Source organism: Arthrobacter crusticola (genome assembly GCF_004357995.1).
In the GTDB taxonomy this organism is placed as follows: Bacteria; Actinomycetota; Actinomycetes; order Actinomycetales; family Micrococcaceae; genus Arthrobacter_D; species Arthrobacter_D crusticola.
Map to the genome: position 1 here is coordinate 729,182 of NZ_SMTK01000003.1, position 23,856 is coordinate 753,037.

The 23,856-nt window shown below is 70.6% G+C and carries 24 protein-coding genes; 19 read left to right on the forward strand and 5 right to left on the reverse strand.

All coding sequences use genetic code 11. The annotated features are described in order from the left end of the window. Positions 1–37 precede the first annotated feature (37 nt). From E2F48_RS11260 to E2F48_RS11295, 8 genes are all read left to right on the forward strand, one after another. Positions 38–457 (forward strand): fluoride efflux transporter FluC, encoded by a 420-nt coding sequence (locus tag E2F48_RS11260; RefSeq protein ID WP_246018840.1) that lies wholly within the window; start codon positions 38–40, stop codon positions 455–457. Then, entirely contained in the window at positions 454–825 is a 372-nt protein-coding gene (gene crcB, locus E2F48_RS11265) for a fluoride efflux transporter CrcB (RefSeq protein ID WP_133404030.1), read from the forward strand. Before E2F48_RS11260 ends, crcB begins: the two co-directional genes overlap by 4 nt. Positions 826–1,042: 217 nt before the next feature. Further along, positions 1,043–2,095 carry a TerC family protein gene (locus tag E2F48_RS11270; RefSeq protein ID WP_133404031.1) on the forward strand — a complete coding sequence of 351 codons (1,053 nt, stop codon included), beginning with the start codon at positions 1,043–1,045 and terminating at the stop codon, positions 2,093–2,095. 31 nt (positions 2,096–2,126) lie between these two features. After that, the gene (locus E2F48_RS11275; RefSeq protein WP_133404162.1) at positions 2,127–2,510 is read left to right on the forward strand and encodes a helix-turn-helix transcriptional regulator; all 384 of its coding nucleotides are present in this window, start codon (positions 2,127–2,129) and stop codon (positions 2,508–2,510) included. 33 nt (positions 2,511–2,543) lie between these two features. Beyond that, positions 2,544–3,521 carry an SURF1 family protein gene (locus E2F48_RS11280; protein ID WP_133404032.1) on the forward strand — a complete coding sequence of 326 codons (978 nt, stop codon included), beginning with the start codon at positions 2,544–2,546 and terminating at the stop codon, positions 3,519–3,521. After that, entirely contained in the window at positions 3,514–3,975 is a 462-nt protein-coding gene (locus E2F48_RS11285) for a DUF3817 domain-containing protein (RefSeq protein ID WP_246018842.1), read from the forward strand. Before E2F48_RS11280 ends, E2F48_RS11285 begins: the two co-directional genes overlap by 8 nt. A 123-nt stretch (positions 3,976–4,098) precedes the next feature. Continuing rightward, positions 4,099–5,685, forward strand: a complete 1,587-nt coding sequence (gene guaA, locus E2F48_RS11290; RefSeq protein WP_133404034.1) for a glutamine-hydrolyzing GMP synthase — start codon at positions 4,099–4,101, stop codon at positions 5,683–5,685. A 95-nt stretch (positions 5,686–5,780) separates the two neighbouring features. Further along, the gene (locus E2F48_RS11295; RefSeq protein WP_133404035.1) at positions 5,781–9,731 is read left to right on the forward strand and encodes a DUF4011 domain-containing protein; all 3,951 of its coding nucleotides are present in this window, start codon (positions 5,781–5,783) and stop codon (positions 9,729–9,731) included. Positions 9,732–9,863: 132 nt separating this feature from the next. On the opposite strand, the gene E2F48_RS11300 is transcribed toward E2F48_RS11295, so the two are convergent. The 3 genes from E2F48_RS11300 to E2F48_RS11310 form a co-directional block, all read right to left on the reverse strand. Next, entirely contained in the window at positions 9,864–10,544 is a 681-nt protein-coding gene (locus E2F48_RS11300; RefSeq protein ID WP_246018851.1) for an RcpC/CpaB family pilus assembly protein, read from the reverse strand. A 79-nt stretch (positions 10,545–10,623) separates the two neighbouring features. Further along, a complete protein-coding gene (locus tag E2F48_RS11305; RefSeq protein ID WP_133404036.1) occupies positions 10,624–10,935 on the reverse strand; it encodes an FmdB family zinc ribbon protein in 312 nt (103 codons plus the stop codon). A gap of 78 nt (positions 10,936–11,013) precedes the next feature. Further along, entirely contained in the window at positions 11,014–11,658 is a 645-nt protein-coding gene (locus E2F48_RS11310; protein ID WP_165968746.1) for a 5-formyltetrahydrofolate cyclo-ligase, read from the reverse strand. A gap of 55 nt (positions 11,659–11,713) precedes the next feature. On the opposite strand from E2F48_RS11310, the gene galU reads away from it, so the two are divergent. The 3 genes from galU to E2F48_RS11325 all read left to right on the forward strand — a co-directional run bounded on the left by galU (position 11,714) and on the right by E2F48_RS11325 (position 14,348). Then, on the forward strand, positions 11,714–12,616 hold the full coding sequence (gene galU / locus E2F48_RS11315) for a UTP--glucose-1-phosphate uridylyltransferase GalU (RefSeq protein ID WP_120164919.1): 903 nt from the start codon (positions 11,714–11,716) through the stop codon (positions 12,614–12,616). Positions 12,617–12,623: 7 nt separating this feature from the next. After that, positions 12,624–13,250, forward strand: a complete 627-nt coding sequence (locus E2F48_RS11320; protein ID WP_133404038.1) for a GNAT family N-acetyltransferase — start codon at positions 12,624–12,626, stop codon at positions 13,248–13,250. A gap of 267 nt (positions 13,251–13,517) precedes the next feature. After that, positions 13,518–14,348 carry a hypothetical protein gene (locus E2F48_RS11325; RefSeq protein WP_133404039.1) on the forward strand — a complete coding sequence of 277 codons (831 nt, stop codon included), beginning with the start codon at positions 13,518–13,520 and terminating at the stop codon, positions 14,346–14,348. A gap of 82 nt (positions 14,349–14,430) precedes the next feature. Here E2F48_RS11325 and E2F48_RS11330 read toward each other — a convergent pair whose 3' ends face one another. Both E2F48_RS11330 and E2F48_RS11335 read right to left on the reverse strand, forming a co-directional pair. After that, positions 14,431–15,300, reverse strand: a complete 870-nt coding sequence (locus E2F48_RS11330) for an alanyl-tRNA editing protein (RefSeq protein WP_133404040.1) — start codon at positions 15,298–15,300, stop codon at positions 14,431–14,433. A gap of 163 nt (positions 15,301–15,463) precedes the next feature. After that, on the reverse strand, positions 15,464–15,946 hold the full coding sequence (locus tag E2F48_RS11335) for an Lrp/AsnC family transcriptional regulator (protein WP_185149814.1): 483 nt from the start codon (positions 15,944–15,946) through the stop codon (positions 15,464–15,466). Positions 15,947–16,098: 152 nt separating this feature from the next. Between E2F48_RS11335 and E2F48_RS11340 the strand changes: the two genes are divergently transcribed. The 8 genes from E2F48_RS11340 (at position 16,099) to E2F48_RS11375 (ending at position 23,836) form a co-directional block, all read left to right on the forward strand. Then, positions 16,099–17,370: an MFS transporter gene (locus E2F48_RS11340; protein ID WP_133404042.1), complete on the forward strand. Its 1,272-nt coding sequence runs from the start codon at positions 16,099–16,101 to the stop codon at positions 17,368–17,370. A gap of 148 nt (positions 17,371–17,518) precedes the next feature. Beyond that, complete coding sequence (locus E2F48_RS11345) at positions 17,519–18,460, forward strand: N-acetylglucosamine kinase (RefSeq protein ID WP_133404043.1); 942 nt, start codon at positions 17,519–17,521, stop codon at positions 18,458–18,460. Positions 18,461–18,469: 9 nt separating this feature from the next. Further along, entirely contained in the window at positions 18,470–18,937 is a 468-nt protein-coding gene (locus E2F48_RS11350; protein ID WP_133404044.1) for an NUDIX hydrolase, read from the forward strand. A gap of 55 nt (positions 18,938–18,992) precedes the next feature. Beyond that, positions 18,993–20,060, forward strand: coding sequence for a ribosome small subunit-dependent GTPase A (gene rsgA, locus E2F48_RS11355; RefSeq protein ID WP_133404045.1), 1,068 nt, complete (start codon positions 18,993–18,995; stop codon positions 20,058–20,060). A gap of 256 nt (positions 20,061–20,316) precedes the next feature. Next, positions 20,317–21,435, forward strand: coding sequence for an ABC transporter ATP-binding protein (locus tag E2F48_RS11360; RefSeq protein ID WP_133404164.1), 1,119 nt, complete (start codon positions 20,317–20,319; stop codon positions 21,433–21,435). Positions 21,436–21,438: 3 nt separating this feature from the next. Continuing rightward, positions 21,439–22,131, forward strand: coding sequence for an ABC transporter permease (locus E2F48_RS11365; protein ID WP_133404046.1), 693 nt, complete (start codon positions 21,439–21,441; stop codon positions 22,129–22,131). Beyond that, positions 22,131–22,880 (forward strand): ABC transporter permease, encoded by a 750-nt coding sequence (locus tag E2F48_RS11370; protein WP_133404047.1) that lies wholly within the window; start codon positions 22,131–22,133, stop codon positions 22,878–22,880. Before E2F48_RS11365 ends, E2F48_RS11370 begins: the two co-directional genes overlap by 1 nt. Further along, positions 22,877–23,836 (forward strand): ABC transporter substrate-binding protein, encoded by a 960-nt coding sequence (locus tag E2F48_RS11375; protein WP_133404048.1) that lies wholly within the window; start codon positions 22,877–22,879, stop codon positions 23,834–23,836. The genes E2F48_RS11370 and E2F48_RS11375 overlap by 4 nt, the downstream gene beginning before the upstream one ends. Positions 23,837–23,856 lie beyond the last annotated feature (20 nt).

Consider the following 23,856-nt stretch of genomic DNA (forward strand, 5'->3'; position numbering starts at 1 on the left):
CCGTGCGGCGCACCGCAGGCCGGACCTGCTGCTGCTGGTGGTGCTTGGAGGTTCGCTGGGCACCCTTGCCCGTTACGGCCTCGACCTGCTCCTGCCCGCGCCCGGCGGGCTTCCCCTTGCCACCTTCCTCATCAACGTCTCGGGGGCGTTCCTGCTCGGCTGGCTGCTTGAGCGCCTGGCCGCGGCCGGTCCCGACGCCGGCCGGCTCCGGGCGGCGCGGCTGACCGCCGGCACCGGGTTCCTCGGCGGCTTCACCACCTACAGTGCGCTCACCGTCGAGGCCGTGCTGCTGCTCGACGCCGGGCGCGCGGCACCGGCCCTGCTCTACCTCGCCGCGACGCTCCTGCTCGGCGCCGCCGCGGCCGCCTGCGGTGCCGCCGCGGCGGGGGCGTCGGCCCGGCGGCGCCCGGACGGCGTGCGGCTGCCAGCCGGACCGGGGCCGGGGGATGTTCCGTGACCGGTGCCGTAGTCGCCCTCGCTGCCGCCGGAGGCCTCGGCGCCGGAGCCCGGTTCGTCCTCGACGGGATGATCTCCTCCCGGGTGCGCTCGGGGTTCCCGCTCGGCACGGTCCTGATCAATATCTCCGGATCGTTCCTGCTGGGACTGCTCGCCGGGTTTGCCGCGTCTGCCGCCCTCGACCGGTCCTTCGTCCTCATCGCCGGCACGGGGTTCCTCGGGGGCTATACGACCTTTAGCACCGCGAGCGTCGACACCGTCCGTCTCCTGAAGGCCGGACGGCGGGGGCTGGCTCTGCTCTCGGGCCTTGGAACCCTGGCCGGCGCCCTGGGCGCTGCCGCCGCCGGCTTCGCGCTCGCTGCCGCCTGACCGGCCCGGGATGTCCGCCCCGGTGCGGGTCGCCGGCGCGGAGAGGCTCCTTGCATGCAATAGGTGAAGTGTGCTTCACTATTTAGACGCGGAGGGGAGTATCCCCCAATGTCCCGTCGTCAGTCCGGCCGCCCCTGAGCGGCTCGGCGGGACAGGCTCGATCAGGAGCCGGGAAAGACCTCCAGTTGGATGAACCTGACTGGAAAGGTAATACCCCATGACTGTTCCCTTCTGGGCCTGGCTGGCAGTGATCGGCGTGATCCTCGCCATGCTTGCCATCGACCTGTTCGCCCACCGCCGCGCCCACGTGATCGGCGTCCGCGAGGCCGCGCTCTGGTCCGCCGTCTGGATTGCCTTCGGAGTCGCCTTCGGAGCGCTCATCTGGCAGGTGTATGGAGCCGAGTTCGGGCAGCAGTACTTCGCCGGATACCTCATCGAGAAGTCCCTCGCCGTCGACAACGTCTTTGTCTGGGCCATCATCTTCAGCTACTTCGCCGTTCCCCGCGAATACCAGCACCGGGTGCTGTTCCTCGGCGTCGTGGGCGCCCTGGTCTTCCGCGGCATTTTCATCGCCGCCGGCTCGGCCATCATCGCGTCCGCCGGCTGGGTGCTCTACCTGTTCGCGGCGTTCCTGCTCTACACGGGCTACCGGATGATCCGCCAGCGCAACGAGCACATGGAGCCTGAGAAGTCGCGCGCCCTCAAGCTGTTCCGCCGCTTTGTCCCGATGACCGATGCGTTCCACGGCCAGCGCCTGCTCGTCCGGAGGAACGGCGTCCTTCTCGCCACCCCGCTGCTGGCGGTGCTCGTCCTCGTCGAGGTCACTGACATCATCTTTGCGGTCGACTCCATCCCGGCGATCTTCGCCGTCACCGACGAGGTGTTCCTCGTCTTCACCGCCAACGCCTTCGCCATCCTCGGCCTGCGGGCCATGTACTTCCTGCTCGCCGACCTGATGCACCGCTTCATCTACCTCAAGGTGGGCCTGGCGCTGGTGCTGATCTGGGTGGGCATCAAGATGCTCCTGAAGATCGACATCTTCTACATCCCCACCCCGATTTCACTCGCCGTGGTCGTGGCCATCCTGGCGGTGTCCATCGGTGCCAGCCTGCTTGCCACCCGAGGACAGGCCCGACAGCCGCTCGCCGCGCCGGTGAACCCTCCGTTCCGGATCGCCGATCCGGCCGAGACGGCCGAACTGGACCCGCTGTGGCGCCGTCCGGTACCCGCCGGAAAGGGAACGGGGCGTGACGACGGTTCGACCCTCTAGCGGAGGGCCGGACGCCGATCCGGCCCCAGGCATGGGAACCCCGCCGGTGCACACCTCCCGGCGGGGTTCCCCGGCGTCGCCGCCATGGACCTTCCTGACCCACCACGGCCACGTGCTGCTGGCCGTGGCCGAAGATCCCGACATGCGGGTCGCCGACCTCGCGGACCTCGTCGGAATCAGCCCCCGCGCCGCCCTGTCGATCCTCAAGGACCTCGAGACCGCCGGATACCTTCGCCGGATCCGGGTGGGGCGGCGCACCCACTACGTCATCGAGCCGCACCGGCACTTCCGGCACCCCGCCGCGGCCGGCCACGAGATCGACGAACTTATCGCTCTGTTCACAGGGCACGCCCCGGCCCCCGGCGGTGCTCCCGCCGCCGCGCCGTCCGACCCGGGCGCCGTCCGCCCCCATTAGTTTTTCTACAGGGGTGCGAAGTACCTTTAATGGGTGCTGAAGACCGCGCTCAAGCCCCGCTGGATCCTGACGCTGATCCTGGTGATGGCCCTTGCCGCGGTCTTTGTCCTGCTCAGCCAGTGGCAGTTCTCCAACTCCCGGCAGCAGGGGCCCGAGGCTCCGGCCGCCACCGAGACAATCCGCCCGCTGACCGGCGTGATCGACCCCGGGTCACCCCTGACGGGAACGGCCGCCGACCAGATGGTCTCAGCCGAGGGGCAATTCCTGCCCGGTACCCGACTGCTGGTCCGTGAGCGGCTCCAGTACGGGCGCGAGGGGCTGTGGCTGATCTCGGCGTTCGCCATCGACGCCGCCCCAGGCTCCACCGGGGGAGCCGGCAGCGACGCGCAGGAACCGGTGGTCATCCCCGTGGTGCACGGGTGGGTGCCCGACGCCGACGCCGCCGCGCGCGTGCCCGAACTCACCGGCCCGGCCGCACTTACCGGGCGCCTCCTGCCCGCCGAGGGCCCGGTGGCCGCCGACCCCGTAGAGGGCCAGGTGGCCGCCCTGGCCACCGCCGAACTCGTCAATGTGTGGGACCGTCCCTCCTATGCGGCGTTCATCGCGTCCGCCGCAATCACCGTTGACGGAGAGGCCGCCCCCGCGCCGGCGCCGCTGGAAGCCGTGGAGGTGGCGCCCCAGCCGCAGGAGCGGCCGGTCAACTGGCTCAACATTTTCTACGCCGTCGAATGGGTCGTCTTCGCCGGCTTTGCCTTCTTCCTCTGGTGGCGGCTTGTCGCCGACGATCACCGGCGGAGCCTCGAGGACGACGAGGACGACGAGGACGACGAGGGCCAGGACGGCGGGCCCGCAGCGGCCGGCACCCCGGTCGGCCCCGGCAGCACGCGGCATGAGCCCGCCCATGACACAGCTTCGGACCGACCGGCCGCCGCGGCCCCCGCCGAAGCACACGACGACGGCGCCGCCCGCCCCGGCGCCACCCACCCAACGGAAGCAGGAACACGTGAATAAGCAAGGCACCTCCCCGAAGCCGGCCGCGAAACGGAGGTTCGGGGGGACCCACGCCCAGATCCGCTCGGCCCTCAGCTTCTACAAGCTGCTCGCCTACGCCACCGGCGTCATGCTGCTGCTTGTCGTCGTCGAAATGGTGGCCAAGTACGGGTTTAATGCCGAAATCGTCGCCGGCGGCGGGGCGGGCCTGCAGTTCCTGTCCGAGGCGGAGGCCGACGCCTCGGGCGGCTTTAACCTTTCCAAGGCGGTGCTGATCGTCCACGGCTGGCTCTACGTGGTGTACCTCATCGCCGACTTCCGGCTGTGGCAGTTCCTGCGCTGGCCGTTCTCGCGCTTCCTGCTGATCGCACTCGGCGGGGTGGTGCCGCTGCTGTCTTTCATCGTTGAACGGCGCGTCCACCGCGAGGCCGAGGCGGACCTCGCCGCCCACCCCGAAGCGGCCCCCCGCTACTGACCAGCCGGCGCCCGCGCGGGCACAGCTGCCAGCCCGTCCCGTTCCAGCCACCGGGTCCCCGGCCCTCCGGGGGCCGGGGGTCCCAATGTGCGGGGCGCACCCCGCCGCGACTATTGTTAATGCGTGACTACACCTCCCCCCAGTCCCGAACACCGCCCGGTCCTCGTCGTCGATTACGGCGCCCAGTACGCCCAGCTGATCGCCCGGCGCGTCCGGGAGGCGGATGTGTACTCGGAGATCGTGCCCTCGAGCCTTAGCACCGAGCAGATCCTGGCCAAGAACCCGGTGGCGATCATCCTTTCGGGCGGCCCGGCAAGCGTGTACGCCGAAGGCGCCCCCAAGGTGGAGGCAGACCTGTTCGAGGCCGGTGTCCCGGTCCTGGGCATCTGCTACGGGTTCCAGGCCATGGCCGCGGCCCTCGGCGGCACCGTCGCGAAGACGGGACTGCGCGAGTACGGGTCCACCGATGTCACCGCCGACGGGGAATCCCGCTCGATCCTCAGCGGCACCCCGGAGAACCAGAACGCGTGGATGAGCCACGGCGACAGCGTCCAGGAGGCCCCGGCCGGGTTCGAGGTGCTCGCCAGCACCGCCGGCGCACCGGTGGCGGCCTTCGCCCATGAGGAGAAGAGCCTGTACGGGGTGCAGTGGCACCCCGAGGTGAAGCATTCCCGGTACGGCCAGCGGGTCCTCGAAAACTTCCTCTTCGAGGGTGCCGGCCTCCGACCCAACTGGACCACCGGGGACATCCTCGAGGAGCAGGTCGAGCGGATCCGTGCCCAGGTCGGGGACGCCCGCGTCATCTGCGGCCTCTCCGGCGGTGTTGATTCCGCCGTCGCCGCGGCGCTCGTGCAGCGCGCGGTGGGTGACCAGCTCACCTGCGTCTTCGTTGACCACGGGCTGCTGCGCGAAGGCGAGGCCGAACAGGTCGAACGCGACTTCGTTGCCGCGACCGGCGTCAAGCTCTACGTCGCCAACGAGCAGGAGCGCTTCCTGAAGGCGCTCGAAGGGGTTTCCGACCCCGAGACCAAGCGCAAGATCATCGGACGCGAGTTCATCCGCGCCTTCGAGGAAGCCGAGCGGGCCATCATCGCCGAGGCCGAGGCCCACGGCGAGAAGATCCGCTTCCTCGTCCAGGGAACCCTCTACCCCGACGTGGTCGAGTCCGGCGGCGGCGAGGGCGCGGCGAACATTAAGAGCCACCACAACGTCGGCGGGCTTCCCGAGGACCTCCAGTTCGAACTGGTGGAGCCGCTGCGCACCCTCTTCAAGGACGAGGTCCGCGCCGTCGGAGCTCAGCTGGGGCTGCCCGCCGAGATCGTCGGACGCCAGCCTTTCCCCGGCCCGGGGCTGGGCATCCGCATCGTCGGTGAAGTGACGCATGAACGCCTCGAGCTGCTGCGCAAGGCCGACGCCATCGCCCGCGCCGAACTGACCGCCGCGGGGCTGGACAACGAGGTGTGGCAGATGCCGGTGGTCCTGCTGGCCGATGTGCGCAGCGTGGGCGTGCAGGGCGACGGCCGCACCTACGGGCACCCGATCGTGCTGCGCCCGGTCTCCAGCGAGGATGCGATGACCGCGGACTGGTCCCGCCTGCCGTACGACCTGCTGGCCCGGATCTCAAACCGGATCACCAATGAGGTGGAGGGCGTCAACCGGGTGGTCCTCGACGTGACCAGCAAGCCGCCGGGAACCATCGAGTGGGAGTAGCCCCCGGCCGCTGACGGTTCCCCGGCCAGCGGATTTCGCCGTGCGCCGCGTTGCTATGCGGCCGCTTCGGATTCATTTCGGATAGCTTGGAAGATATGCCAATCTGGTCAAGATCAGCGCGTGACGATGCAGGGAAGAGGACAGCCGTGCCAGAGCAGGACTCCGGGGATTCGGCTGAGGATTTCCTCCTGCCCTGGCTGGATCAGCTCGGTCCACAGGTCTCCGGGGACACGCTCCTGCATTTCCGGCCCTCCGCCGGCACCAGTATCGACCTGACCCACGCACACCCCTCCGGGCTGGCCCAGCTCCTGGCCGGACGCCGGACCCGGCTCTCGACCCTGCTGCGCGACCCGGTGCAGTACAACGCGGCGAAGTCGGCGGCCCGTGCCCTGCGGGCCAAGATCTTTGAACTGGGCACCGAACGCGGCATCGACGTCGGCCACCTCGCGGCCGGGACCGCGTCCTGGCGCACCGTCGACGACGCCGGCCGGTCGGAGACGCTCAACGCCCCGGTGCTGCTGACCGGAATGTCGCTCACCGTCCACCCCTCCCAGGACGACTACGAACTGCAGCTGACCGAGCAGGCACGCCTCAACCCGGCACTGGTGCGCCACTTCGGCGACATCCAGGGCATCCACCTCGACACCGAGGCGCTGCCCCGGCTCGCCTACGGCACCGCCCGGTTCGATCCGCACCCGGTGCTCGACCGCCTGCGCCACCTCACCGACGGGGTCCGCGGGATCTCCGTTGAGCACCGCCTGCTCGTCTCCACCTTCGCCGACCTCGCCGACATCGTCGAGGACGAGGCCATCCAGCCCGACCACCCCGTGCTCTCCGCCCTGCTGTCGGCCGCCCGCGACGGGGCCTACGAGGTGACCGAACCCGACGCCGGGTTCAGCCCGATCGACGAGCGCGACCCGGCCGATGAACTGCTGATCCTCGACGCCGACGCCGCCCAGCAGGGCGTCCTTGACCTGATCGGCGCCGGGCATTCGGTGGCGGTCGCCACGCCGCCGGGCACCGGGCAGACCCAGACGGCCCTCAACGCCGCCGCACTGCTGGCCGGACAGGGCCGGAGCGTCCTCGTCAGCGCCGAGCGCCGCGGAACCCTCAACGAGTTCGTACAGGACCTCGAAGCGCTCAACCTCGGCTCGCTCGTACTTCAGCTCAACGGCCAGGTCGACCCGCAGCAGCTCAAGGACAGCGTGATCCGGGCGATCGTGCGCAACGAGAAGGCCGCCGCGCCGTCGGTGGAGACCCTTCACGCAACGCTCGTGGGGCACCGGCACAAACTCCTCGAGCACGTGCGGTCCCTCCACAATGTCCGCAGCCGCTGGAACTGCTCGCCGTACCAGGCCATGCAGTCCCTCGCTGCGCTCACCGCGCTCGATCCGGCACCCTCGACCACGGTGCGCCTGAAGCGCAGCGTGCTCGACAACATCGCCGACCGCGCCGAGCTGGCCACCCGGCTGCGGCGCGCGGCGGAGCTTGGCAGCTTCAGCAAGGCCTCGACCGAGAGCCCCTGGTTCGGGGCGCAGCTGCTCAACCGCAAGGAGACCGAGCACGCCCACGGCCTGGCCTCCGACCTCTCCCGCGACATTCCGCTGCTGCGCGCCAAGGTGCTGCGCGTCGCCGAACACTCCCACATCACCCTGGGCAGGACCTTCCGGGAGTGGGGGGAGCAGCTCGAACTGCTCGTGGCGGTCCGCGCCAGCCTCGACAAGTTCACCCCCGATATCTTCGACCGTCCGGTGACCGACCTCATCTCGGCCACCGCCCCCTCCTCGTGGCGGCGCGAGCGTGCCATCGAGATGAGCTCGATGACCCGCTCACGGCTGCGGCGCGTCGCCAAGGAATACGTGCGTCCCGGGGTGCACATCGCCGACCTCCACTCCTCCCTGGTCGACGTCCAGGACCAGCGCACGCTGTGGACGCGGTACGCCAAGACCGAACGCCACCCCTCGGTGCCGACCGGCCTGGCCGAGATCAACACCTTCTACAAGGGCGTCCAGGGCCGGCTCGAGGAACTCAGCCGCATCCTCCGTGCCGCCCAGGGCACCCCGGATCTGCCCTCGTGCGAGCTCGACGACCTCGAGAAGCGGCTCGCGGCCCTCGCCGGGGACCGGGAAACCCTCGAGGCGCTACCGGAGCGCACCCTGCTGCTCGACGAGATGAGGGAGCACGGGCTCGGCGAACTGCTCGAGGACCTTGCGGCGCGCGAAGTGTCCGAAGACCGGGTCGCCGACGAGCTCGAACTGGCCTGGTGGCAGTCGGCCCTCGAAGCCATGATCAGCGGGGACGACTACCTCGCCATGTCCGACGGCGCCAGCCTGCGCCGTCTGGAGGCCGAGTTCCGGCTCGCCGATACGGCCCACGTCTCCTCCGGGGCGGCCCGCCTGCGGTGGCGCCTGGCCGAGCGGTGGAACACGGCGATCGCCGCGCACCCCGCGGACGCGGAGCGGCTGCGCACCCACCTGCGGGAGGACACCCTCACGCTCGAATCGTTCAGCGCGCTGCACCCCGACCTCACGACGGCGCTGCTCCCCGTATGGGCCGTCAGCCCCCTGATGGCGCCGATGATCCTGCCGGGCGGCGCGGCCTTCGACTCCCTGCTGCTGCTCGACGGGGAATCGGTATCGCTGCAGAGCGCCGTCCCGGTGATCGCACGCGCACGCCAGACCGCCGTCTTCGGCGACACCCGGCTGGCCGGGCCGACGCGATTCAGCATCGAAATCCAGTCGCCCGAGCGCCCGCGCGCCGAGACCGACCCGCTGCCCAGCGCCTACGAGGAGCTGCGCGCCGTCCTGCCGGAGCGCTCCCTGACCGTGGTCTACCGGGGAGTGGACCGCGCGCTGGGCAGCTACCTCAGCGCCACCTTCTACGAGGACCGCCTCACGCGGCTGCCGCAGGCCTCCGAGGTCTCCGGCGCCGGGCGCGGTCTGGTCGTCGAATACCTCCCCGACGGCACCGGCATGCCCAGTTCGGACCACGAGGGTGTCGAGAGCGTCTCGGCGGAGGTGAACCGGGTGGTCGACCTCGTCTTCGAGCACATCCGGCACCGGCCCAGCTTCTCCCTGGCCGTCGTCACCGCCAGCCCCCGGCACGCCGCCCGGGTGGGCGAGGCGATCCGCCTGCAGATGGCGAACTTCCCGTGGGCGAACGATTTCTTTGCCCCCGGCCGGGAGTCCTTCCGGGTGGTCCCCGTTGACCGCGCCGCGGGTCTGGTCCGCGACGACGTCATCTTCTCGCTCGGATTCGGGCGGACACCGCACGGACGGGCGCTCCACTCCTTCGGCCCGCTGTCCGGCCCGGACGGCCGCCGGAAGTTCGTGATGGCCATGACGCGTGCCCGCCGCAGGCTGCACGTGCTCTCCTGCTTCCAGCCGGCGGACCTCGACCCCGAGCGGCTGACCGGCGGAGCGGCCGACTTCTACGAGCTGCTCCGCAGCGAACTCGCACCTTCCAGCGCTCCGGCCAAGAAGGAGGCCCCGGACAACGCGGATCCGCTGGTCGCCGACCTCGTCGAGCGGCTGCGGGCCCGCGGTGCCGAAATTAAGGACTCCTACGACGGCGTCCTCGACATCGTGGCCACCCGCCCTCCGGCGGCGGCGGCGCCCGAGCGCGACTACCCGGTGGCGCCCCTGGCGATCGAGTCGGACGGCACCGCCCGCTACGGTGCCATGACCGTGCGCGAGCGGAGCCGGCTCCGGCCCCAGCAGCTGGAACGCATGGGCTGGCGGTACATGCCGCTGTGGACCATCGAGGTGTTCACCGACCCGGAGGGCTGCGCCGAACGGGCGGCCCGGGAGCTTGGTCTGGACCTGCTCGAAGCGAACGAACCGCCCCGGACCCGAAGGGACGCACTGCGGATGAAGAAGAACGAAACCGACGAGGGCCGCGCCCCACGGCCGGCTGCCGCGGCGCCGGCTGCGGAGGAACCGGTGCTGCCCAAGACCGCGGCCGAGGACGATCCCCGCGCCTGGGGTGACTCCCAAAGCGACAGCGACGAGTGGCTCAAGGAACAGCGACCGCCGCACTGGAGCTGACCCGCACGGGAGGTAGGCCGGCACGCCGGCCCCGGCACGCCGGAGTTTCCGGCGCATCGGGTTTGCTCGACGCCTGTGCTGGACACGCAGGCCCCGGCACAACGGAGCCGCCCGGGCGCCGGCCCGTCTGACTCAGCGTCCGGCCGTGAGGACCAGGTGGACCTGACCCGCAGTCGAGGATCCGGCAAGGGCGGCGGCATCCCCGGCGGAGGCGGCCACGACCACCAGCCCCGCCTCGGCCGGGGAGGCGGACCACGCCGACGACGAATCCTCCCCAGGCGGTGAGGTCCACAGCACCGCGAGGTTCCGGGCGATCACATCGGAGGCGGCGGCCGTCTCGTAGCCGTTGCCCGTGCTCACCACGACGTCGACCCGCTGGCCCGCTGCCACGAGCCGGACGGTGGAGGGATCGGCCGGGCGCAGTGGCACCGCGACGGTGCCGGGCGCGGTGCCGGTGAGCAGCCCGGGGCCGACGAGCCGGGTGTCGGTGACGACGTCTCCGCGCCGCAGGGGCGCCGCGAGCCGCTGGCCGAGAAGGCCCTTCAGGTGCGCCTGTGCCCCCGGCGGGACGGCAGCGGACGGAAGGGTCAGGGTCTCAACGTCCGCTGCAGCCAGGACGGTGCCCGCCGCGAGGTCCGAGGCCGCGGCGAGGACCGGGGCACCGGGTTCGCCGCGGGGCAGGAACGCCTCGACGCAGGTGCCGGCCGCCGCGCACAGGAGCACCGCGGCCAGCAGCCGGCGGTGCCGAAGGAGGGCCCTGCGCATCCGGGGGAGGCGAAGGGCTTCGCCCGGCCGGTGCTGCGTCGAAAACATGAAGACCACCCTAGGGGCGGCGGCATGTGCCGCCGGCCCCGGGTGGTCTATGTGGAAAAGCCCGGGATCGGCCCCGTGGTCAGGAAGCGGCCTTGCCCGCCGCGGGCGCGGCGGCGGTTGTTCCCGAGTCGGCCTTCTTGGCCGGTGCCTTTGCCGCGGCCGGCTTCGCATCGGAAGCGGCCGGCGTCGCCGTCAGGTCGGCGGAGGAGCGGGTGTCGCGGGAATCATTGCGGTAGAACCCGGAGCCCTTGAAGACGACGCCCACGCTGTTGAACTTCTTGCGCAGCACGCCCGAGCAGACGGGGCATACGGTGAGCGATTCGTCGGAAAAAGCCTGCTGGATGTCGAAGGCATGGCCGCAATCCTTGCAGGCGTACGCATAGGTAGGCAAAGGTCTCTCCTGGAATTCAAATTCTCGTGGGGCGCCCCGCCGAGGCTGATTGGCACTCTAGGGCGGCGAGTGCTAAGTCTACACCGGTGCCGGGGGTGCCCCGAATCCGTGATATGCGCCCGGGGTGAACACGCCGTGCAGCGGCACGTCGTGGAGCTCGACCGGGAAGCTGCCGCCGGCGACGAACTCATCGGGGTAGACCATGCCCGCTGTGGGCACCGTGGGGCGCTCGATCGAGAGTTCGGCGAGGAACCGGTCGTAGTAGCCCCCGCCCTGGCCGAGCCGATAGCCCGCGGCGTCAACGGCGAGGCCCGGCACCAGGACCAGGTCGAGGGCGGCCAGCTGACCCAGGGGAGTACGGGTCCCTTCCGGTTCCAGCACCGGTGCGCGGGGCGACTTCACCAGCGGCACACCCGGCCACCACCTGCACCAGGAGAGCCGGTAACCGGGCTCGCAGATGGGCACGATCACCGTGTGGCCCAGGCTGGTCAAGGCATGCAGCAGCTCCTCGGTCGCCGGCTCCGGTGGTACACCCAGGTAGGCCGCAATCACGAGGTCCTCCTCCGTGCGGTTCCCGCCGGTCAGCCGAGGCAGCTCCTCCAGTACCGTCTCGGCGAGCCGCCGCGACAAGGCCTCCCGGGCCTCCGGATCCCGGGTCCGGCGCCTGGCGCGCAGGTCGGCTCTCGCCTGGATTTTAGAGGGTACCGCCGGGTCGATATTCATGCACCTATTGTGCACAGCTCCCGGAATGGTCCTGCGCGTTATGTAGTGTGGTCCCATGACTTTGCGACCAAAAGTGAACAAGGCCGTCATTCCCGCCGCCGGCCTGGGAACCCGCTTCCTGCCGGCAACCAAGGCGATGCCCAAGGAAATGCTTCCGGTGGTGGACAAGCCCGCCATTCAGTACGTTGTGCAGGAGGCAGTCGACGCCGGGCTCCATGACGTCCTGATGATCACCGGGCGTAACAAGCGGGCGCTGGAGGACCACTTCGATCGGGTCCCCTTCATTGAGCAGACCCTCCTTGAGAAGGGCGACCTGGAGAAGCTCGCGGCGGTCCGCCTGCCCTCGGAGCTCTGCGACATCCACTACCTGCGCCAGGGCGATCCGAAGGGCCTCGGGCACGCGGTCCTGCGCGCCAAGCAGCATGTGGGCAGTGAGCCGTTCGCGGTGCTGCTCGGTGACGACCTGATCGATGAGCGCGACCCCCTGCTCGAGACCATGATCGAGATCCAGCAGAAGACCGGGGGGTCCGTGATTGCCCTGATCGAGGTCGATCCGGCGCAGATCAGCTCCTACGGCGCCGCGGACATTTCCGCCATCGAGGGCGAGGACTACGTCCGCGTGAACAAGCTCGTCGAGAAGCCGCCGGTGGAGGAGGCGCCCTCGAACCTCGCCGTCATCGGCCGGTATGTGCTCCACCCCCGCGTCTTCGACGTCCTTGAGACGACCGAGCCCGGCCGCGGCGGGGAAATCCAGCTGACGGATGCGCTGCAGACCCTCGCCGCGTCCGACGGCGAGGGCTCCGGGGTCTACGGGGTTGTCTTCCGCGGCCGCCGGTACGACACCGGGGACAAGCTGAGCTACCTCAAGGCCGTGGTCACCCTGGCCGCCGAGCGCGACGATCTTGGCCCGGACCTGCGCGTCTGGCTGAAAAACTTCAGCCAGGACATGACGGGCTAGCCCTTCCGTGTGGACGGAACGCGGCTGGCCGGTCTCCCTCAGCAGCGGGGATCTGACCCTCAGGCCCATCCGACACGCGGACCGGCGCGAGTGGACGGCCGTGCGGCGGCGCAATGCCACCTGGCTTGCGCCCTGGGAGGCGACCAATCCGGATCCGGGAGGCTACCTGCCGGACTACCACGAGATGGTCCGGGGGCTCAAGCGGCAGGCCCGTGCAGGCACGGGGCTTCCATTCGTCATCACCGAGCGCGCCGATGAGGGCGGCCGGGCGCCGCTGGTTGGCCAGCTGACGGTCTCAAGCATCATCTGGGGATCAGCAATGACGGCCACCCTGGGCTACTGGGTCGATTCCCGTCGGGCAGGCCGGGGGATCGCCCCGACGGCGGTCGCGCTCGCCACCGATTACTGCTTCAGCACGCTGGGCCTGCACCGGATGGAGATTAACATCCGGCCCGAGAACAGGGCCAGCCTGCGCGTTGTGGAGAAGCTGGGCTTCCGGGACGAAGGACTGCGTCCCCGATACCTCCATATCGCCGGACAGTGGGCCGATCACCGAAGCTTCGCCCTCACCGTCGAGGAGGTGCCGGAGGGGCTGCTTGAGCCGTGGCTGGCCCGGCAGCGGGCCGGTGGATAGGGCAGCGCCCGGTACGGTCTGCGGCCAGTTCATCGAACGCCGCGGTGGGCTCCGACACACCCGCCCCGAATGCGCCGCAGAGGCCCCTGCTTCTCCTACGTTTAGAACGTGGACTTCTCCCTAAACAGCTCGGTGGTACTGGCGGCAATCGTCGGTCTCTGGCTGGTGTGGGTGGTCCCGTTTTTCCTCCGCCGGAGCGGCCCCGTGCCGACCCCGGCGGCGGCATCCACACCGACTGCAGGGGAACATCCTCCCCGGGGGAGCATCATGGAGACAACGGCCACCGCCGCCGCCGCCGGCGAATCCACAGGGCGGACCGGTTCGACAGCCGTTCCCGCCCCCCGGCCCGCCTTTAAGATCCGCCGCGGGCGGGCAACGGTGGCCCTGGTCGGCGCCGCAGCACTCCCGGCGGCCCTCGTGACGCTGGTCCTCGCAATCGTTTCCGTCGTGTCCTTCTGGTGGCCCGTTGCCGCCGCCCTCGTCGTCGCCGGGGCCGTCGCCACGCTCCGCTCCCTGGCGCTACGCGACCGGCGGGCCCGAGTGGATGCCGCCTTCGCCGCCGCCATGTCCTCCCGCCCGCTCCACCAGGCGCCGCCCTCGACCGGTGACGCAGCCCTGCCGGGCAACGCCGCACCGGAAGCCGGTGGCGAACCCGCCCGGGTCCGCCCGACCGCGGTGTTCGACGCCGAGAAGCCCGCCGGTGGCATTGAGGCGGCCTCCGGTGCCGCCGGGGCGTCTGCTGGAACCCGTGAGGCACCCGCGGCCCGCCTGACCGCGGCCGACCTCGAGGCGGCCGCCCTGGCCGTCGCCGCAGCGGGCGCGCCGGACGCCGACGCACCCGCGGCAGCGACGCAGGCTCCGGTGCCCGGCACCGCCCCGTGGGCGCCGGTCGAGGTGCCCCTGCCCACCTACGTCGCAGCCGAAAAGGCGCAGCGGTCCGCGCCTGCCCCGCTCGAACTGCCCGCCGAGCCGAAGCCGACCGTCCGAACCCCGATCAAGAACTCGGCCGCCAAGGCGGCTCCGAAGGAAACGGCGGCGCCGGCTCCGGCCGGGACCCGCCTCAACCTCGACGACGTCCTCCAGCGCCGCCGCGCCTGACCGTTCCCGCGGCCGGTTCTGGGCGGCCCGGCGTCGTGCTGGTACGTGCCCGGCGGCCCGTCCGCGCCGTCCGTGCACGCGGCTACGGCCTGGGCAGCACCGAGGTTGTCATCGTGAGCACGGGCGTGCCGTCCACCTCCTCCAAGGCGAGGGACGCCCGCACGCTGGATAATCCGGCGAGCGATTCGGGGTGGGTGCCGCCGCAGGGGATGTGCACGGAGCCCTCGGGCAGGTCGCACTCCCAGTACCGGCGGTCCGTGAGCCGCTCCCCATCGCGGGCGATCCGGATGGCCCCACCTGATGCCACCCATCCGGAGAGGGTTTGGTTCAAGGCGGTTTCGGCCGACGCCGGATCGAATCCCTCGATGATGAAGCCCTTGCGCCGCAGGGAGCGTCCCAGCCGGTAGACGTCCACCGAGCCGTACTCGGTGATCGTGGAGGTCTCGATCGCCACCGCATCAAAGTTCGCCGTGCCGAGGGCGTCGGCCGGGATCTCCTTCTTCCACCGGTCGGCCAGCGCCTGGTTCAGCGCGAGCGAGGCGAGATGGCACCCGGTGTGCCCGGCCGAGAGGGCCTGCCGGTGCGCCCCGTCCACCCGCACCACAGCGCGCTCACCTTCTGCGGGAGGCGGTCCCTGAATCAGGTGCGCCACCACGAAGGCCCAGCCCTCCGTGCCCTTCCGCACGGGGATATCCCCTCCGAGGAACAGCTCCTTGCCGTCCGTGGCGCCGACCACGCAGTCCGTGATGGGCAGGCTGGACCCGCCCACCTCCAGGACCGCCCGGTCCGCACCCTGGTCGGGCCACGCCGCGTCGACGGGGTGGCAGGCCGTCGCGTCGAGCAGCACGGCAACGGACCCGTCGGCCCGCTCCTCGACGTGGAGGACGGTGGATTCCGAGGTCAGGGCCCCGGCGGGGTAGCTGACGGCCGTGTCGGAGGATGGCAGGCTCATTGGTTCCTTCGAAGGTGGTAGTGGATGGGGAGGTGGTAGCGGTTGCGGAGGTCGGAGTGGATGTGGAGATCGTGGTGGTCTCGGGGCGGTCAACCCGGCGGGTGGGTCCGCAGGGGATGGGTACGGTGCGGCCGCGGCCGCACCGCCGGTGGCCCGACGGGGCTCAGGCGCCGCCGGACGCGTCGGTGAGCCTCTGCAGGAGCGGCTCGGTCCGGTAGGGGATGTGCTCGTGCAGGGCCAGCACCGTCTCGGTGCGGATGACGCCCTTGATTCGCAGGATTGAGCGGAGACCCGACTGGAGGTGGTGGGTGTCCGTGGCCGCGACCCTGCACCAGACGTCGCCGCGGCCGGAGATTTCGTGGACCTCAAGGACCTGGCTGAGCTTGCGCAGCGCCGCAATGACCCCGTCGAGTTCGCGGTGGGACACCTCAATGGTCACGAAGGCCACCACATCGTAGCCAAGGGCCTCGAGGTCAAGCTCGCGCCCGCTGGCCCGCAGGGTGCCGGCCCGCAGGAGCCGCCGGATCCGGCTCTGCGCCGTATTGCGGGCAATGCCGAGGGTTTCGCTGAGGTCGCTGATCTGCGCCCGCGGGTCCCGGACCAGTTCAAGCAACAGCCGCAGGTCCAGGGCATCAAGTTTGCTCACGAAGCTCACTTCCCATCAACTTGGGCCGTCCGTGTTGCGGCTTTTGCTCAACTTGCCCGGCCGGACTGTCTCTAAAGTTTCAAGATAGCCCATTGTGGAGACTGCCGCGCCACCGGGTGCCGCACGGGTTTGGGAAAAGGAACGGGAAGTACATGAGTGTCCTGCGCGAGCTGCGCATGCAGCAGCCATCCGCCGCGGCGCGCTGGAGCTGGGACGCCTCGCTCGCTGCGCGGCTGGTCCTGGCGGTCACCGTCATCTCCACCCTGCTGATCGGCGCCAACCTCGCCACCCCGCTCTATCCGCTGATCTCCGCGAACCTGGGCCTCACCTCCTTCGACGTCACGATGGCGTTCTCCGCCTACGTCCTCACGCTGGTGGCCGGGCTGCTGCTGGTCGGCCACTGGTCCGACCACATCGGCCGGCGGGCGGCCCTCGTCCTCGCGGTCCTGGTCGGGCTGCTGGGAGCCGCGGTCTTCGCCGGCGCGTCCTCGCTGGGCGGACTGGTCCTGGGGCGGTCCCTGCAGGGGGCTGCGGTCGCCCTTGCCACCGGCGCCAGCTCGGCCGCGCTGCGCGACCTGCTGCCGCACCGCCCCGAGTGGGCCTCGCGCTTCACGCTGCTCGCCTCCGCCGGGGGAGTGGCGGCCGGTCCGGTGATCGGCGGGGCGCTGTCCCTGCTGCCGGATCCCACCCGGACACCGTTCCTCGTCTATACGGCGGTGCTGACGGTGCTGCTCCTGCCGCTCCTGGTCCTCCGCGCCCGCCCGGCCATCCAGCCGGCAGCCGCCGCACGCCCCCTCACCGCCCTGCGTCCGCGCCGTCCCACCGTTTCGCGTGCCGCCCGCAACTCCTTTTGGATGGCCGCCGCCGTCGGCTTCTTCAGCTTCAGCATCTTCGGGTTCACCCTGAGCCTCGCGCCCACGTGGATCGCCTCGCTGGCCGGGACCGACGCCCGGCCCGTCATCGGTGTCCTGGCCGCGCTGGTGCTCGGCGCGTCGGCGGTGAGCCAGCTGCTCTTCCTCCGCGGCCGGTTAGTGGTGCCCGCCGGACTGGCCGCCATGGCCGCAGGCGTGGGCCTCCTCCCGGTGGCCGGTGCGCAGGGAAGCCTGCCCCTGCTGGTCGGGTGCTGCATCGCCGCAGGCCTGGGCCAGGGCATGGCCTTCCGTGTCGTCTTCAACCGGGTCTCGCTGCAGGTGGAGGCGGCACTCCACGCCCAGATCATCAGCACCCTCTATGTCATCACCTACCTCGGCAGCGCCGTGCCGGTCCTGGGCCTCGGTGCCGCCGCCGCCTTCTGGGGCATCGACCCCGCCGTCGCGGGCTATGCCGCGGTGGTCGGCGGCGCCTGCACCGTCCTGGCCGCGGTGGCCCTCGTGGGCGCCCTGCGCCGGCCCGCCGGGTCCGGCCAGGAGCGGCCCGCCGGCTGACCCGACCGGCTGACCCCGACCGGCTGGCGCCGGATGGACGGCACCGCACGGCAGGCTCTCCTGCCGGCGGGCGAACGGCGCAACCCCGCAGCCCGAGGCGGCCCCGTGCCGGGCCACCCCGGCCGGTTTGTTTTGTAGGCTGGTCGGTATGCAGCCCCACGAGCCGGATGCCGGCGCCCCCGAGGAATTTGTCGGACTCGATATCGGCGGCTCGAAGACCCACGGAATCCTCTGGCGGGGCTCCGTGGTCGCAGCCGAGGCGAAGGCCGGCAGTGCGAACGTGCAGAACGTCAGCGCCGCCGAGGCCTCCGACAACCTCGCGCAGCTCTTCGCCCAGCTTGGCGGCCGGCGGATCGGCACGGTTATCGCCGGCTCCGGAGGCATCGACACGGAGGACGACGCCGCCCGGCTGCGCGGACTCATCGCGCCCTTCGCGCCGGGCGCGGACATCGACGTCGTCCACGACACCCGCCTGATCCTGGCCGCGGGCGGGGCGGCCACCGGCATCGCCGTGATCGCCGGCACCGGATCGGCCGCGTGGGGAATCACCGCCGACGGGCGCGAGGCCCGCTCCGGGGGCTGGGGTTACCTGCTCGGCGATGAGGGAAGCGGCTACTGGCTGACCCGCGAGGCGATCCGCCGCACGCTGCACCGCTTCAACCTCGCCCAGGATGCGGGCGAGCTCGGCCGGCGCATCCTCGAGGCGAACTCGGTGACCTCCCCGACCGAACTCATCGGCTTGTTCCACTCCGACCTGGGCCGCAGGCACTGGGCCTCCCAGTCGCCGGTTGTCTTTGCTGCCGCAGCCGCCGGTGACGAAGTGGCCCGTTCCCTCATCGAGACGGCCGGCGCCGACCTTGCCGGACTGGTCGCGGACATCGTGTCGGTCATCGGCGTGCCCGGCCCCGTGGTCATCGGGGGCGGCCTCGCCGTCCACCAGCCGGTGCTCCAGCAGGCAATCCGGCGTCCGCTTGCGGCGGCCGGTGTCACCGACGTGGTGTTCCTGACCCAGGACCCGGTGCTCGGGGTCGACTTCCTCCGCCGGACCCGCAGCGGCAGGTCCGCGGCGGGCGAAGCGGCCCCGCTCTAGACTGCTCCGATGAGCGAAGTCGAAACCGGACCGCCGGCCTGGGATGTCCGGGTCGGAGCCTACGGCGTGATTGTTGACGGCAGCCGCATCCTGCTGGCCCATTGGAATGAGAAGGGCGCCTCGGGCTGGACCCTGCCCGGAGGCGGCCTGGAGTTCGGCGAGGACGCCCCGGCGGCCGCCGTCCGTGAAATCCGGGAGGAGACCGGGTACGACGCCGAGCTGGGGAACCTGCTCGGGGTGGACAGCTTCTTCGTTCCTCCCGAGCGCCGCCTCAGCGGCACGCCGCGCCCGCTGCACGCCCTGCGCATCATCTACGCGGCCCGCGTGGTCTCCGGAGCGCTCGCGCACGAGGCCGCGGGTTCGACGGACGAGGCCGCGTGGGTGGAACTGGGCGAGGTGGCCTCCCTGCGCCGGGTGGAGCTGGTCGACGTCGGGCTCCGGCTCTATTCCCAGCAAGCCGGCCGCGGATTAGCATAGTCACCGGCGGCGCAGGGCCGGAGCCGGCCGGCCGCCTGAGGGGAGGCCCGGATCGTTGGCCACGCTTGAGGACTACGGGTACTCCGACGAGGTGTGCCGCCGTTTCGAATCCCACTTCCACGCCCCCTTTCCCGTCCCGCGTCCGGCAGTGGACCCCGCGCCCGCGTCCGTGCAGGTGACGGAGCAGCAGGGGCTGCGGCCTGCCCGCGTGGTGCGCGTTGACCGCCGGCAGCTGCTCGTGGCGGAAGCCGGTGGGCTCGTCAGCGTTCCAGTCACCGCGGCCGCGGCCATCGGCGACTGGGTGGCACTGACCGGCAACCCCGGTCAGGTGGACCAGGTACTTCCCCGCACCGGTGTCCTGCAGCGCAAGAAGGCCCACGAGCCCCTCTCACAGGCCCAGGTCGTCGCGGCCAACGTGGAGGTGGCGCTGATCGCGGTGCCTATTGACCGGCCCCTGTCAACGAACCGGCTGGAGCGCACCCTCGTGGCCGCCAGGGATTCAGGGGCGCGGCCCCTGGTGGTCCTGACCAAGGCGGATCTCACCGGTGTGCACGACGCCGTGGTGGGCGCCACCGTGCAGCAGGCCGGAACCGCCGAGGTGATCACCACCTCCGCCCTGACCGGCGACGGCTGCGAGGCCCTCGCCGCCAGCCTCCGGCCCGGTGAGACCTGCGTGCTGATCGGCCCGTCGGGGGCTGGAAAATCCTCTCTGGTCAACGCCCTGGTGGGCGAGCAGGTGCAGGACACGGGCCGGGTGCGGGCCGGGGACGGAAGGGGCAGGCACACCACCACGGCACGCACCCTGATTCCGCTGGGGGACGGTGTGGTGCTGATCGACACGCCGGGGCTCCGCGGATTCGCCCTCTGGGACGCCGACGAGGGGCTTGACGCCGAGTTCGGCGACATCACCGATCTGGCCTTCGGGTGCCGGTTTCGGGACTGCACCCACGACGGCGAACCAGGGTGCGCCGTCGCGGCGGCCCTCGCGGACGGATCGCTCGACCTACGTCGGTTCGCCAGCTACCAGCGGATGGCCACCGAGCTCACGGCCCTGCACCGGCGCCAGGACGCGGCGCGCCGCCGTCCCTCCGGGCACGGCCGGACCGCCGGAAGCCCCCGGTAGGCAGCCCCTCCGCTGCCTGCGCTTCGCCGGTGCCCCGCGTCACATAGATGTGATGGCCTTCACATTCGGGGAGATTGGGCAATACGGAACCTTGATTGCCGCGAACCCCTCGCTAGACTTCTAATTCGAACCGATTGACCAGACCCAGTCCGGTGGTGACGGGCCGGTCAGCCGGCAGGCTCCTGCCACGAAAGGCAAGGCTCCAATGACAACCGAGACCTCATCGCGCAGCATGGGGGGCGCGGCCCGCAGGCCGATGATCGAACTGCGTGGGGTGACCAAGACATATCCCGGCGGCCAGACAGCGGTGAACAACCTCAGCCTGGACATTGACCGCGGAGCCATTACTGTCCTCGTTGGCCCTTCCGGCTGCGGCAAGACCACCACCATGCGCATGATCAACCGCATGGTGGAGCCGACCTCCGGGGCCGTGCTGGTTGACGGGGAGGACATCGCAGACCGCAAGGCCTCCGACCTGCGGCGTTCCATGGGCTACGTCATGCAGTCCTCCGGCCTGATGCCGCACCGCACCGTCCTGGACAACATCGCCACCGTGCCCCGGCTCAACGGCGTGCCGCGGAAAGACGCGCGGACCCGCGCCTCCGAACTGCTCGAAGTCGTCGGGCTCGCCCCGGATCTGGGCCGGCGCTACCCTGCGCAGCTCTCCGGCGGCCAGCAGCAGCGGGTCGGAGTCGCCCGGGCGCTCGCCGCCGACCCGCCGATCCTGCTGATGGATGAACCGTTCAGCGCCGTGGACCCGGTGGTGCGCCAGGAACTCCAGGAGGAACTCCTGCGCCTGCAGCGGGACATGGCCAAGACCATCGTCTTCGTCACCCATGACATCGACGAGGCGACGATCCTCGGCGACAAGGTCGCCGTCCTGAACATCGGCGGAGTGCTCGCCCAGTACGCGACCCCCGAGGAGATCCTGCGGGCGCCGGCCAGCGACTTCGTGGCCGGCTTCGTCGGGCGCGACCGCGGATTCCGCCACCTCTCCTTCCAGGAGGGCGAGGGCGTGCGCATCCACTCCATTCAAACCATCGAGGTCGACCGGCTCGGTGATCCGGACGCCGCCGTCACCTCCCCGTGGACCCTCGCCGTCGACGCCGGCGGACGCCCCCAGGGGTGGGTGCCGCAGAACCGGCGCTCCGCCATCCGGAGTGCGGGGGACCTCGTCCCCGGCGGGTCCCTGTACCGGCGCGGGGACACCCTGCGGCGGGCCCTGGACGCGGCGCTGTCGGCGCCCTCCGGCCTGGGCGTGGCCGTCGATGACGAAGGGCGCGTCGTGGGGTCGGTCCGGGCCGGCGAAATCCTCGAGCTCATCGAGGACGCGCGGGTCAGCCGCGGCCGCGCCAACTACAACACGGCGGTCTAGGGGATGGAATGGTTCCTTGCGAACATCGACTTCATTGCCGGCCTCACCGGCCAGCACCTGATCCAGTCCGTGGTGCCGCTGGTCCTCGCCGTGGTTCTTGCCGTGCCGCTGGCCCAGCTGGCCCGGTTGAACCGGACCGTCGGCGCGGTGATCCTGACGCTGTCCTCGATCCTTTACACGATTCCGTCGCTCGCGATGTTCGTCTTCCTGCCCCTGCTCCTGGGTACGAGCATCATCAGCCCGGTCAATGTCATCGTCGCGCTGACCATCTACGCGGTGGCCCTGCTGGTCCGCTCCACCCTCGATGCCCTTGAATCCATTGACGACGGCGTACGCCAGGCCGCCGTCGCCATGGGCTTCACCCCGGTGCGGCGCTTCCTCACAGTTGACTTTCCCCTGTCGATCCCGGTGCTCTTCGCCGGGCTGCGGGTCATCTCCGTGACGAACATCTCGCTGGTGAGCGTGGGGGCGCTGATCGGCGTCTCGAGCCTCGGGACCCTGTTCACTGACGGGCTCTTCCGGTCCTTCCCCACGGAGATCGCCGTCGGCATCCTCATCACGCTGGTGCTGGCCTTGGTCATGGACCTGGTGCTGGTCGCTTTGGAGCGGCTCGTCACCCCGTGGCGCCGGCAGGCCCCGGCGAAGGGGAGCACCCCCGAAACCGTCGCGGTCGAAGCGTACCGGGTGGGTGCCTGATGGATTACACAAGCGACAACCTTTTCGCCCAGATGGGCCAGTGGCTGGTTGCCCCCGAAAACTGGTCGGGGGAGCGGGGGATCCCTATGCGGATTCTCGAGCACCTGGGCTACACCGGTCTCACCATGCTCATCGCACTGGCGGTCGCCGTTCCCATCGGACTGTATGTGGGCCACACCGGCAAGGGTCGGGTCGTCATCGTCTCGGGGATCGGGATCCTGCGGGCGCTGCCGACCCTCGGCATGGTCTTCCTGTTCGTGCTGCTGGCCGGGCTTGGCCTGCTTCCGCCGATCTGGGCGCTGGTGCTCCTGGCGGTTCCGCCCGTGCTCAGCGGCGTCTACGCCGGCATCGCCTCGGTGAACCGGGACACCGTCGACGCCGCCCGGGCCATGGGCATGAGCGAGGCGCAGATCCTCTTCCGGGTCGAGGTGCCCAACGGGCTGCCCGTCATCCTGGGCGGGGTGCGGGCTGCAGTGCTGCAGGTCGTGGCGACCGTCGCCGTCGTCGCCTACATCAACCTCGGCGGGCTGGGCGTGTTCCTCGTCGAGGGCACCCAGCTGCGTGACTACGGGCGCCTCTTCGGAGGTGCGGTGGTCATCGGCGTTGTCGCGATCGCCGTTGACCTCCTCATGGCGCTGGTCCAAAAATTTGCCGTTTCACCGGGACTGCGGGCAGGCCGCGCACCGGTGCGGACACAGGATTCTGGCCGGCAGAAGGCCGTCGCCAGTGCACAAGGAGGAACAACATGACGAACCTGTCAGTACACCGCGCCGGACGGCGCGCTTTGACGGGGCTCGCCCTCACGGGCCTGCTGGCGTTGACTGCCTGCGGAGCGAACAGCGATCCGGCGGCCGAGCCGAAGGAAACCTCGGGCGGCGGCGGTTCCGTTGTCATTGGGTCGGCTGATTTCCCCGAGAGCCAGATCATCGCCGAAATCTACGCCGGCGCTCTGAAGGCCGAGGGAATCGATGCGAGCACGAAGCTGAACATCGGTTCACGGGAGATCTACTACAGCGCCGTTGAGGAGGGCTCGGTCGACATCGTGCCCGATTACAGCGGCAACCTCCTCCTGTTTGTCGACCCCGAGGCGGCGGCGGCGTCCCCCGAGGACATCGCAGAGGCCCTGCCGGATGCGCTCAAGGCAAAGTCGGCGGACGTCAATCTCGGAATCCTCGAGCCGTCCGAGGCCGAAAACAAGGACGCGATGGTGGTGACTCCGGCCACCGCCGAGGAATACGGACTGAAGTCCATCACGGACATGGCGGAGGTCTGCGGTGAGCTCACCATCGGCGCCCCCAGCACCTTCCAGGAGCGCTCCTACGGCCTGCCCGGCCTCAAGGAAAAGTACGGCTGCGAGCCGGGAGGCTTCGAGTCGATCAACGACGGTGGCGGGGCCGTCACCCTGGAGGCGCTCCTCAATGACGACGTGCAGGTGGTTGACATCTACACCACGACCCCGTCGATCGAGGACAATGACCTCGTGGTCCTCGAGGACCCCGAGAACCTGTTTATCGCCCAGCAGGTTCTTCCGCTGGTCAACCTCGACACCGTGAACGAGGACGCCCAGGACGTGCTCAACGAGGTGTCGTCCCAGCTGACCACCGAGGACCTCATTGACCTCAACCGCCAGGTCAGCGGCGATGAGAAGCGCAATCCGGCAGACGCGGCAGCGGACTGGCTGGAGGAAAAGGGCCTCGCCGGCTAGGGCCCGGGCAACCGGTCTCC